The sequence below is a fragment of the Dokdonella soli genome (genome assembly GCF_039523175.1).
Lineage (GTDB): Bacteria > Pseudomonadota > Gammaproteobacteria > Xanthomonadales > Rhodanobacteraceae > Dokdonella_A > Dokdonella_A soli.
Genome location: NZ_BAAAEU010000001.1, coordinates 269448 through 280960 on the forward strand (window position 1 = coordinate 269448; position 11513 = coordinate 280960).

13 protein-coding genes are annotated in these 11513 nt (G+C 62.1%); 4 read left to right on the forward strand and 9 right to left on the reverse strand.

Going from position 1 to position 11513, the window contains the following annotated elements; translation table 11 throughout:
- Positions 1-2: 2 nt before the first annotated feature.
- Positions 3-881: a protease HtpX gene (gene htpX / locus ABD002_RS01250; RefSeq protein WP_343786317.1), complete on the reverse strand. Its 879-nt coding sequence runs from the start codon at positions 879-881 to the stop codon at positions 3-5.
- 177 nt (positions 882-1058) lie between these two features.
- On the opposite strand from htpX, the gene gluQRS reads away from it, so the two are divergent.
- The 4 genes from gluQRS to phbB (ABD002_RS01270) all read left to right on the forward strand — a co-directional run bounded on the left by gluQRS (position 1059) and on the right by phbB (ABD002_RS01270) (position 4491).
- Complete coding sequence (gluQRS, locus tag ABD002_RS01255) at positions 1059-1943, forward strand: tRNA glutamyl-Q(34) synthetase GluQRS (protein WP_343786319.1); 885 nt, start codon at positions 1059-1061, stop codon at positions 1941-1943.
- A gap of 67 nt (positions 1944-2010) precedes the next feature.
- On the forward strand, positions 2011-2751 hold the full coding sequence (gene phbB, locus ABD002_RS01260; RefSeq protein ID WP_343786321.1) for an acetoacetyl-CoA reductase: 741 nt from the start codon (positions 2011-2013) through the stop codon (positions 2749-2751).
- A 385-nt stretch (positions 2752-3136) separates the two neighbouring features.
- Positions 3137-3637 carry a polyhydroxyalkanoate synthesis repressor PhaR gene (gene phaR / locus ABD002_RS01265; protein ID WP_343786323.1) on the forward strand — a complete coding sequence of 167 codons (501 nt, stop codon included), beginning with the start codon at positions 3137-3139 and terminating at the stop codon, positions 3635-3637.
- A 107-nt stretch (positions 3638-3744) separates the two neighbouring features.
- Complete coding sequence (gene phbB, locus ABD002_RS01270; RefSeq protein ID WP_343786325.1) at positions 3745-4491, forward strand: acetoacetyl-CoA reductase; 747 nt, start codon at positions 3745-3747, stop codon at positions 4489-4491.
- Between the two features lie 203 nt (positions 4492-4694).
- Here the strand turns inward: phbB (ABD002_RS01270) and ABD002_RS01275 are convergent, their stop codons facing one another.
- The 8 genes from ABD002_RS01275 to ABD002_RS01310 all read right to left on the reverse strand — a co-directional run bounded on the left by ABD002_RS01275 (position 4695) and on the right by ABD002_RS01310 (position 11504).
- Entirely contained in the window at positions 4695-5330 is a 636-nt protein-coding gene (locus ABD002_RS01275) for a hypothetical protein (RefSeq protein WP_343786327.1), read from the reverse strand.
- 419 nt (positions 5331-5749) lie between these two features.
- Complete coding sequence (locus ABD002_RS01280) at positions 5750-6415, reverse strand: RHS repeat domain-containing protein (protein WP_343786329.1); 666 nt, start codon at positions 6413-6415, stop codon at positions 5750-5752.
- Entirely contained in the window at positions 6325-7239 is a 915-nt protein-coding gene (locus ABD002_RS01285; RefSeq protein WP_343786331.1) for a transglutaminase family protein, read from the reverse strand. The genes ABD002_RS01280 and ABD002_RS01285 overlap by 91 nt, the downstream gene beginning before the upstream one ends.
- Positions 7240-7748: 509 nt before the next feature.
- Complete coding sequence (locus ABD002_RS01290) at positions 7749-8831, reverse strand: hypothetical protein (protein ID WP_343786333.1); 1083 nt, start codon at positions 8829-8831, stop codon at positions 7749-7751.
- Positions 8832-8943: 112 nt separating this feature from the next.
- The gene (locus ABD002_RS01295; protein WP_343786335.1) at positions 8944-9477 is read right to left on the reverse strand and encodes a DUF2058 family protein; all 534 of its coding nucleotides are present in this window, start codon (positions 9475-9477) and stop codon (positions 8944-8946) included.
- Between the two features lie 76 nt (positions 9478-9553).
- Positions 9554-9769 carry a SlyX family protein gene (locus tag ABD002_RS01300; protein ID WP_343786336.1) on the reverse strand — a complete coding sequence of 72 codons (216 nt, stop codon included), beginning with the start codon at positions 9767-9769 and terminating at the stop codon, positions 9554-9556.
- A 5-nt stretch (positions 9770-9774) separates the two neighbouring features.
- The gene (gene gmd, locus ABD002_RS01305; protein ID WP_343786338.1) at positions 9775-10905 is read right to left on the reverse strand and encodes a GDP-mannose 4,6-dehydratase; all 1131 of its coding nucleotides are present in this window, start codon (positions 10903-10905) and stop codon (positions 9775-9777) included.
- A 95-nt stretch (positions 10906-11000) separates the two neighbouring features.
- On the reverse strand, positions 11001-11504 hold the full coding sequence (locus tag ABD002_RS01310; RefSeq protein WP_343786340.1) for a hypothetical protein: 504 nt from the start codon (positions 11502-11504) through the stop codon (positions 11001-11003).
- Positions 11505-11513 lie beyond the last annotated feature (9 nt).

An 11513-nucleotide genomic window follows, 5' to 3' on the forward strand; every position in this document is an offset into this window, starting at 1 on the left:
TATCAGGCCGCCGCACGCAGCGCCGCGATGCGCTCCTCGATCGGCGGATGGCTCATGAACAGGCGGCTGATGCCGCCCTCGCCCGAGATGCCGAATGCCTGGATCGCCTTCGGCAACGCGGTCTCGCCCTGATTGCCGGCCAGGCGTTGCAGCGCCGAGATCATGTTGTCGCGACCGCCGAGGCGGGCGCCGCCGGCATCGGCGCGGAATTCGCGCCAGCGCGAGAACCACATCACGACCATCGAGGCGAGGAACCCGAGCGCCACCTGCAGCACCATGACGATGATGAAATAGAAGAAGCCGCCGCTGCTGCTCTCGCTATTGCGATTGCCGCTCAGCGCGTTATCAACGACCGTGCCGATGATCCGGGCAAGGAAGATCACGAACGTGTTGAGCACGCCCTGAATCAGGCCCATGGTGACCATATCGCCATTCGCGACATGGGTGATCTCGTGGCCGAGCACGGCCTGCACCTGGTTGCGATCCATGCTCTGCAGCAGGCCCGTGCTGACCGCGACCAGCGCATTGTTGCGGCTCATGCCGGTCGCGAACGCGTTCATGTCCGGCGCGTCGTAGACCGCGACTTCCGGCATGCCGATGCCGGCTTTCTGCGCCTCGCTCTTCACCGTATCAAGCAGCCAGCGCTCCGATTCGTTGCGCGGCTGCGTGATGACCTGCGCGCCGGTCGTGCGCTTGGCGATCCATTTCGACATCGCCAGCGAGATGAACGAGCCGCCCATGCCCATCACGGCGGCCATCAGCAGCAAACCCGAATAGTTGCCGAGGCGAACGTGGAACACGCTCTGCACGATGAACAGGACGATGTTCAGCAGCACCAGCACCGCGATGTTGGTGCCGACAAAGAGGAGGACGCGCATCATGGGCTGTGACTCCGAAATCAAAGTGAGAACTGCACGTACTTGGATGATGTGGCGCGTCGGCGCCGAACTCAAGTCGACACCTGATCGGTATCGAAGTTCAGCCGACTTTCCGGATGCAGAAACCGCGCAGGGTTGGGCATGCGTTACGATCGACACACCACTCCCCTGCCCCTCGTCATGATGTACCGCGGCCGCTTTGCTCCGTCGCCTACCGGATCGCTGCATTTCGGCTCGCTGGTCGCCGCGCTCGGCAGCTGGCTGTTCGCGCGCGCGGCGGGCGGCGCCTGGATCGTGCGCATGGAGGACCTCGATCGCGAGCGCGAGGTCGCCGGCGCGGCTGCCGATATCCTCGCTACCCTGGCGGCTTTCGGACTCGACTCCGACGAGCCGGTCATCCAGCAGAGCCATCGCTCGGACCTCTACGCCACCGCGCTCGATCGCCTCGCCGCAGCCAGCCACGCCTATCGCTGCTGGTGCAGCCGCAGCGATCTCGAGCCATTCGGCGGTATCCATCCGCGCGCTTGCGTGGCGCACGAAACGTCACGCCCACCCGCGTGGCGCGTGCGCGTGCACGGCGAGACGATCGGTTTCGACGATGCAATCCAGGGCGCGCAGACTCAGCATCTCGGCCGCGAAGTCGGCGATTTCGTGGTCTGGCGCGCCGACGCCGGTTGCGCATACCAGCTCGCAGTCGTCGTCGACGATGCCGCGCAAGGCATCACCGATGTCGTGCGCGGTGCCGATCTGCTCGATTCGACGCCACGCCAGATCCTGTTGCAGCGGCTGCTCGGCCTCTCCCAGCCGACCTATGCCCATCTGCCGCTCGCACTCGGCGAGGACCGGCGCAAGCTCAGCAAGCATGAAGCCGCGCTGCCGGTCGAGGCGACCGATCCGCTGCCGGCGTTGCGCGCGGCATTGCGCTTCCTGGGCCAGCCGGTGTCCGACGCGCGTCATCACGCCGCATTACTCTCGCATGCCGTGTGCGAGTTTGATGCGAGACGCATTCCACGCGTGAGCATCGCGCCCACACCATTTGCGGCGTTGCGGAAGGAAACTTGCTGACGCCACGGGCACAATCAAGGCGACGCACCTTGCGTCGCCCGCAACGAAACACGAAGGAGAACAAGTCATGACGACGCGCGTCGCCCTGGTCACCGGCGGAACCGGCGGAATCGGCACCGCCATTTGCAGACACCTCGCGAAACTCGGTCACAAGGTCGCGACCAATTACCGCGATGAAGCGAAGGCAAAGGCCTGGCAGGAGACGCAGCGCAAGGACGGTTTCGAGTTCGCGATCGTCAAGGGCGATGTCGCCGACCCGGTTTCGGCCGAAGCGATGGTGCGGGAGGTCGAGACGCAGCTCGGCCCGATCGACATCCTGATCAACAACGCCGGCATCACGCGCGATACGACCTTCCACAAGATGAACGCGATGCAGTGGCAGGACGTGATCGCGACCAATCTCGGCTCGTGCTTCAACGTGACGCGCCCGGTCATCGACGGCATGCGCGAACGCAAGTGGGGCCGCATCGTGCAGATCAGTTCGATCAACGGCCAGAAGGGCCAGTACGGCCAGGCGAACTACGCCGCCGCGAAGGCCGGCATGCACGGCTTCACGATCTCGCTGGCGCAGGAGAACGCGAAGTTCGGCATCACCGTGAACACGGTCTCGCCGGGCTACGTCGGCACCGACATGGTGATGGCTGTGCCCGAGGACGTGCGCGCGAAGATCGTCGCGCAGATCCCGATCGGTCGCCTCGGCGACCCCGACGAGATCGCCTACGCGGTCGGCTTCTTCACCGCCGACCAGGCCCGCTGGATCACCGGCGCGAACCTGGCCATCAACGGCGGCCAGTACATGGGTTGGTAGAGCAAAAGCGCGCTTGCGCGATGCGTTGAAGCGCATCGCGCGCGCTTTTGCTCTGGTGAGGCAGGAGCCGAACGGCACCGCACCAGGGACGGTTGCTCGCGACTACCGCCCTGGTTGACCAGCCGCTGCCAGGCATCGGCTGCGGCATTTACCAGGTGTGGCAGGATGCCGACCGGGCGGGTCCAGCCAGGGATGGCAAGCCATGGATGGCGTAAGGGGCGCGCCATGGATGGCTGCTTGAGCAAGGCGCTGCTCCTTGTAAAGACGAGCCGTGAAAACCTTACCCGACCGCAAGTGCTGCGACCTTGGCCCGGTCCTCAGCGGGCCATTTGCTGCGCAACATAGGCAACTGGTGCGCCGCGTCACATTCTGCTAGCGTTAAGGAATGACCACGCCGCGCATCATCAAGAAATACCCGAACCGCCGTCTCTACGACACCGAAATCTCGAGCTACATCACGCTGGAGGAAGTCCGCCAGCTGGTGCTCGATGACGAGGAATTCGAGGTCCGCGACGCGAAGACCGGCGAGAACCTGACGCGTTCGGTACTGCTGCAGATCATCTCGGAATACGAGGATCGCGGCGAGCCGATGTTCACGACCAAGCTGCTCTCGCAGATCATCCGTTTCTACGGAGATTCGCTGCAGGGCTTCATGGGCGGCTATCTCGAGCGCAGCCTGCAGGTCTTCCTCGACCAGCAACAGCAGTTCCGCAGCCAGTTGAACAACATCATCGGCCAGACCCCGTGGTCGATGTTGAACGACCTGACCGAGCGCAACATGGACCTGTGGAAATCCCTGCAGCAGGGCTTCCTGAACGCCGCCGCGAACAGCGTGCGCAACGGCGAGTTCGAGCAGGCCAAGCCCAAGAAAGACGCCAAGTCCTGAGCCGGTTCGATTCAGGCATCACCCGGTATCCCTGAGCCCGCTCCGCTGCGTCGCAGCAGAGTCGTGCGGGTACGGATGCCGCAGCGCACGAAGAGCGGGGGCAATCGATGAGCAAACGCGTCGCCATCGTCACCGGCGGGATCGGTGGCCTGGGCACTGAAATCTGCAAGCACCTGGCTCGTTCCGGCCGCAAGGTTGTCGCCGCGGACCTCGCTTCGCGCAGCGAGCGCGTCGAGGCATTCAGGGCGGAAATGGCGGACTTCGACGGCGCGGTCGCCTTCGAACCACTGAATGTCACCGATCATCAGGCCTGCGCGGATCTCGTGCAGCGCACTGGACGGACGCATGGATCCGTCTCGATCCTGGTCAACGCCGCCGGCATCACGCGCGATACCAGCTTGCGCAAGATGGCGCCCGAGCAGTGGGCCGACGTGATCAAGGTGAACCTCGAAGGCGTGTTCAACATGTGCCGCCACGTCGTCGACGGCATGACTGCGCAGGGCTTCGGCCGCATCGTCAACATCTCGTCCGTGAACGGCCAGACCGGCCAGTTCGGCCAGACCAACTACTCGGCCGCCAAGGCGGGCATGCACGGCTTCACGATGGCGCTGGCGCGCGAGGTCGCGAAAAAGGGCGTGACCGTCAACAGCGTATCGCCGGGCTACTGCAACACCGCGCTGGTCCAGGCCGTGCCGGAAGAGATTCGCAACCAGATCATCGCGAACATCCCGGTCGGCCGCCTCGGCGAACCACGCGAGATCGCGCGCGTCGTCGACTTCCTCTCCGCCGAGGATGCCGGCTTCATCACCGGCGCGAACATTCCGGTCAACGGCGGCTACTTCATGGATTTTTGAGTCGAAAGATTCAAGACATTGATTTAAAATAATTATTTCAGAAATTCCATGGGGAAGGCTAACCGAGCTACCCTTGGAGCTACCCATTTGAACGCGGGTACCCTTCCCCCCTTGGCAGTCGCGCATACTGCGCCGCGCAGCGACTACATCGCTCGAAGCGAGCACCATGCTCTCTGCGCCGCTGATCCAGCGAAGTGTAGCTCTCAGCCTCCAAGATTAAGCGTCCACCCGGCGTCACGCACGCCGTTACCAAACGATACGAAGAAGTGGGCCAACGACTGCCGGATGGGGACGAGCGGCTGGACGAACGAGATCGGGTCCGCTCCATGGCCCCGTCCCTCGACGGTGCGCTCGGCGGAATATCCAGTAGCCATCAGATACACCCGAAATTTCGCCGGCAGCGGGTCGTTGAGATAGAAGCCTGTGTGTACCTCGCCGGGGTGCGCCAGCTCCTCGTTCGCGCAGTTGTATTGTTCTAAGACACAAATACCAAGACGCCGCCGCCGCTGACCGTTTACCAGCAGCACTTCTCCAAGGGCACGTGCGACTGCATGCACCTGATCCTGAATGTCGCGACCAAGCGCCATAAAATTGGCGTTGTCGTTCCATTTGTCGAGCCGCGTGGGCGGGTTGTGAACATTCTCGCCATGCTCAACAACGTTGGCCCCGACAATGCCTTCAAGCGCCCTGCGCATCCACTCGACCATGAACGTCTCCCCGCTAGCAAAGGTGACCATACTGGATCGGTGCAGCATGCCGACTTCACAAATTGACGCCTTCACCGCCTGTGCCCCGGCGCCGATCACGTCTCCGAGCAGTCGACAATCGTCGTGATGCACATGCGTTGCATCTAGCACTGCCTCGGCGCCGAGCCTCTGATTTTATACTCCAACGGATTTTTGCGGTGAAATCATCGAGGGGGCACAGAGCCAGCTCGTCTAATCTTTCTCTGATATAGCCAAGGAGCCACCACACCCCACTGTACCCACCCGAACACAATGATGGTGACGAGAACGAAATAGTCCGAGGACGGATTCTGGCCAATGGACGTTATCGAGTAAATGAAAAGGCACGCGACGTATGCCAAGAGGCTGGCTGGCAAGGAGAAGAACATGAGAGCTATGAGTATTACTTCGCGCAGCTCATATGCGTGCGAGTGATCCGTGGTAAGAACGTTTGTTTGTGAAACAACGATTTCTATGAGCACCACAAAGATGCTCGCAGCTAACCAGCATATTCCAATGGTTCTATTCATAGGCTATTTCTTCGCGCTACATTGTGCCGCGCACATTTCCAATATCTGAGTTGCTGACGTTTGGCAGTTTTGAAGGGAGCCTGCGGGGACGACACCGTACTCAGGCGGCGGCGTAGTCCACTGAACCCTGATGCACTTAGACATACAGTCGCCCGGATCAGGGATATTCACGCATGTGCTGTTGGGAGTGTCAGGCTCCCACTGGCCGGGACTCTTGAACATGCTGTGTGAAGGACCAAGCCCGTTGCAAGTGAAGTCCGGCTCACCCGACTCCTTCGTACACAAGAACTCGTGATGAGCGACAGGCTGCATAATCTGAAGTCCAGCCCCTGTACTTCGTCCGACAGGGTTGTTGCCGCCCAAGTAGAGCGGACGCTGGCACCATAAAGCCTCAAGACCATATGGGTCAGTTAGCACCAACGGCGTACCGGTCACGTATCCGTAAGTTGAGATGCCGCCCGCCAATCCAATCGGATCGCTCTCTAAGTAGCGCCCGGTCTTTGCTTCGTAGTCCCTTGCCTGTACGCATTGGGTTGCGAGCAGGAAGATCAGTAGCAACATCCCATTCCGCATCGCCATCACCGACTTCCCCTCGTATTGGCATCTGGGTCGCTGGTCCAACCCAACTCTTCGGCTATCACGTGGTAGCGGTTCGAGTTTAACCGACATCGTTCTGCCTGTGCTTCTGTGGTCGCTCGCTCGCCCTTGCGGTGGTACAGCATGGCTAGGTTCTTGGCAGCGTACACGTCCTTCGAGTCGATTTCGTATGCCTTCTCGAAGTAGAAGATGGCGCGATCTAGGTCCCCCCGCGTGGCGAACACAATCGCGTTCTGTTGAAGCAGTTGACAAAGGTATTGACGGCGAGTCAGCGTTCGCAAATAGGCTCCGCTCTGGATCGCCCGCTGGCTGATGTTTAGCTTGTACGCATATTCTGCGTCAGAGGAATAGCCGGCACTCCCCGACAGCTCGATATTCTGTTCTCTGAGCGTTGGGTCAACGAACCGAACGAAGTTGTGTTCGGGGGCTACGACAGCGTAGACGGGGTATCCCAAACGCTGCGCAATAGCCATGTACAGCATTGGAATCGTGACGCACTGGCCGAGCTTACGGTCGAGAATTCCGTTGATGAAGTAGTTTTCTTGCGTCGCGCGACCGTTCGGCGCCTTGTCGTACTGGACGCCCCACACTTTGTAGTAGTACGAGTCGAGTGCCCGGATGACCGAATCGGGGGCGTGCTTGCCGTGTCTGGCGATGAATTGGCGAGCACCCTCGGCGAGTTCGTCGATCTTGGATGAGTACGCAGCGACGTCAATGTAGGGATAGATTTCCTTGGCGAAGGTTAGCGCAGCCAAGCCGGTATCGATTTGATCTTCGGGAAGCGATAGGACTTTCTGGATGTCCCGAGGAAATGTGGCGAGTTGAGGCGAGTGCGTATTCCGCGCACCTACCGTCGAAACCACCACAGACAGGACAACCGCCAGCAATCCCCGCATACCGAATCCCTGAATGCGCAACGTGCCGCGAGTCTACCTCACTCGCCAGCATTGGCCTTCTGAACATCTTCACTGGGCAGCTGCGATGTCCTCAACGAGCCCGTTGGTGTTCGGATCGGACCTTGTGGGAATTTCGTCCGGCTTCTTGCTTCCAACCCAAGCAGGATGGGGCTGACGTGCTCTCGTTGGCGAGATGGAGACGATCGCGTAATCGTGCGAGCCTGCAAGTCATTCGGACCGGTGCAGACCGAGCAATTTCCCTCACCACATCATGCGCCGAAGCCGACCACCCATCGGACCCTGGCCCCACCCTTGCGCTGCAAAAGTCCCAACACGCCTCATAAACACGCGCGTCTGCCCTGGGAAAATTATTCGCAAATTCTGACCGCGTCACGCCCGCTCCCTAGACGTGGCGCCCTACTCAAACCGTTCGGCATCGGCGAACAGCTTGGCTGGCGTCACGCCGAGCCCCTCACCAGTTTCGCTGCCGGGAGGCGCGGCGTCCGGGCTCAGAAATCGTTGCCGTCGATGAAGATGAAGTCATCCGGAGTGCGCACACAATCGTAGGTCACGGTCATCGGATCGCCGGTTTCGACCACTTCGAAATCGGTGGGCTTGATGCCGAACAACGAGTGCGCGTCGATGCCGATGTCCGTATCCGACCACTTGTGCGCGGTGTAGTAGTCCGCCTCCGCCGTCAACGGAATTCCGCCGCCATCGGAGAGGAACATGCCGTATTTCTGCAAGGTGCGCAGAATCGCACGCACGGATTCGCTGGTGCTGAAACCGTTCACGTCGAAACCGGCCTTCAGCCGCAGATGCGAGCCGTAGGGTACCGCGTCGGCGTTGGTATCCGAGGTCGCGGTGGTGCCGTGCGAGGCCGGATGCACGTACTTGTGCATCATCATGCGGTTGTTGCCGAGAATGAAGCGGATCGCATGGCCGAGATCGCCATGCGCCTGTGACGCCGCCCACACCTCGTCCGCGTTGAACAGCAGCGGTGCGATTGGAAAACCGGCGCCATCCGCGCTGGTGCAGTGCTCGCCGCGGCCGTAACGCGGATAGACCCGTGTCAGATCCCATTTCAGTCCGCAGATCGAGTGCACGCCGGACGCGTCCGCTGCGTTGGTGGCATAGGACTCGTACAGCACCTTGGTCGCATCGTTGCTGACCAGCAGATGGCAGTCGTTGTTGGACGCGTCACACGTATATGTCGGTGGCGGCCCGCTGCCCTCGATGCCGCCGCCGGCAGGAACCGGGAACGCGAATCCCGGGTCCTCGCAGTCTGTTGAGTAGTAGCTGCTGGCATCGGGAAACGCGACGATCGGCCGGGTTGGCGTCGATGCGTTCGCATGCAGCACATAGAACGAAAAATCGATCTGGAAATCAAAGCTGCGGGTGTCGCCCCATTTGCCGGTGCCGCTCGACAGCGATTCGAGATGCGCCATCATCGCCGCTGAATTGGCGCGCAGCGGCGCGTGGCTGACATCTACGTTCCACACCGCATTCGGTTGCGTGAATCGCGGCAGCGGTGCCGCCGTCGTGACGATCGGCAGCAGGGTGACACAAGTCAGAAGGGACAATCGATGCATGGCGGAGGTCTCCTCCGCGCATCGTCGTCGGCGCAAGCGCTCAAATCCGGGCGCGACATCACAGCTTGCGCAAGATTTACAGCCTGAAACAGCCAATCCGTCGCGATCGGGACTACCAGACCAGGTCGGCCGGCACGCCATCCTCGTCAACCGCATGCGGATCGCACAACAGGACCAGCGCATCGGCGTCGATCGACTGCGCAGCGAGCGCGGTATCGCGCGAGACCAGCAGATAGCGGCCAGCGTACTGCACGATCGCCAGCTCGCCGCCATTGAGCCGTGGTAGTTGCTCGGCGGTCACATAAATACGGCGGATCTTGTTCGCGTGCGGAAAATGACGCGGAATCTCGGCGTTCGCCTCGTTCAGTGCCTTGCCGCCCAGCAACGACGCGAGCTTCTGCCTGCGCTCCTTCTTCTCGCGCGCACGCTGCTCGGCCTCGCGCTGTTCGCGCTCGCGGGTCTCGCGTTCGGTCTTGTCGCGCAACGCGTACGCCTTGGCGAGATCGATCTCGCCCCCTTCGCGCCGCGGCGGTTTTGCCGCGGACTTGCCGGGATGCGGGCGTTGCGGCTGTTTCGCGCGCTGTTCGGGCTTGGGTTTCTGCGAAAAGCCGGCTTTCAGCAACTGGTCGCGCAGGGATTCGGACATGGTTCAAAAACTCGCCAAATTTACTTGTGCGTTCGTCCGTGAACGCGAAGATCAAAAGCGTTCATGGATGAACGCATTAGTAATGCGGCGGTGGCGGTTCGTCGCGCGCGTCGTGCGTGAGCGCGCCGCGCACCGCGACGAGGTCACCGCGCAGGCGCTCCATCGCGGAGCGCAGATCGTGCAGAAGACGATCGTGCGTCGCAACTGTCTCGTTCAATGCGTGCACGGTATCGTCTACGAACGCGAGCCGTACCTCAAGCTCGGTCAGTCGTTCTTCGAGCGAAGCGGACATCGCGACTATCCCGGCAGACGTTCGATCAGGTGCCGACCGTGGCGCGCCCCGACAAAACCCTGCGCCTCGCGTTCGGCGAGCGCGAGATCGGCTGCCGCCATCTCGCGCACGAGCTCGGCGAAGCTGGTCTTCGGTGTCCAGCCGAGGCGTTCCCGCGCGAAGGTCGGGTCACCGAGCAGCGTATCGACCTCTGCAGGCCGGTAGTACTGCGGATGGATGCGCACCAGCACATCGCCGGCCTTGATCTTCGTATTCGGAGTGCACACGGAGGCTGCGACCGCATGTTCGTCCGCGCCGCTGCCACGGAACTCGAGCTCAACGCCCATCTCACGCGCGGACAAGGTCACGAACTCACGCACCGAGTGCTGGATGCCGGTCGCGATGACATAGTCGGTCGGCTGATCCTGCTGCAGGATCAGCCACTGCGCCTCGACGAAATCGCGCGCGTGGCCCCAGTCGCGCCGCGCGTCGAGATTGCCAAGGTACAGGCAATGCTGCAGCCCGCAGACGACACGCGCCAGACCGCGGGTGATCTTGCGCGTCACGAAGGTCTCGCCGCGGATCGGCGATTCGTGGTTGAACAGGATGCCGTTGCAGGCGTACATGCCGTACGCCTCGCGGTAGTTCACGCTGATCCAGTACGCGTACAGCTTGGCGACGCCGTACGGCGAGCGCGGATGGAACGGCGTGCTCTCGCGCTGCGGCGTCTCGCGCACGAGGCCATACAGCTCCGAGGTCGACGCCTGGTAGAAGCGGCAGCGGTCGCCAAGGCCGAGGCTGCGCATCGCTTCGAGGATGCGCAGCGCACCGAGACCGTCCGCGTTCGCGGTGTATTCGGGCTCCTCGAACGAGACTGCGACATGGCTCTGCGCAGCGAGGTTGTAGATCTCGTCCGGTTTCACCTGCTGGATCACGCGCAGCAGGCTCAATGAATCGGTGACGTCGCCATAGTGCAGGCGCACGCCCGGACGCGTCTCGTCGAGCTCGTGGTAGAGATGATCGATGCGCTCGCTGTTGAATGAGGACGCGCGCCGCTTCAGGCCATGCACCTCATAGCCCTTGGCGAGCAGCAATTCGGCGAGATAAGCGCCGTCCTGGCCGGTGACGCCGGTGATCAATGCTCTCTTGCTGCTCATGCGGTTCGTGCTGCCCCGGGGTTCCACGTGGGGTGTCCACGTCTATCGAAGGAACCGTGGATGGTAACCGCGCGGACGGGGCCGGTACAGCGCAGTCAATCGCGTATTTCGAACCCGCTGCGGAAGATCGTGTCGGTCGTGCCGGACGGCGCGCCGCCGGCGATCCAGTCGTGGATCAGCGCCTGGTCCTGGATCGACAAGTAGGGGCCACCATATGGCATCCGTGCGCCGACATCCGGAACCGCGCAGTTTACCTTGTGGAACAGCAGGCTGAGATCGGGCCGGTTTGGCACGACGCGAACGAGGCCAGGGCGCTGCGAACTCGCGTGATTGACGATCGCGGACCAGGAAACGCCGGGATCCAGGCTGAGGCCTGCGGGTAGTGGCGGCGCCGTATTCGTATGGCACGCGACGCAGTTCGCGTTGAAGATGCCCTGGATCGCCGACTGGTAGTCGATGGTGAACGTGACCGGCACCGAGTCGATGCTGTCGCACATGCTCGCCGAGCTGATGTCCTGAGTTTGCGATGGCCCCGGCTCTGCCCTTGCCGTACCGACCACCGCGAGCAGCCAGAGCCCGCGCAGGGCGATTGCGCGCATCCGCCCGCT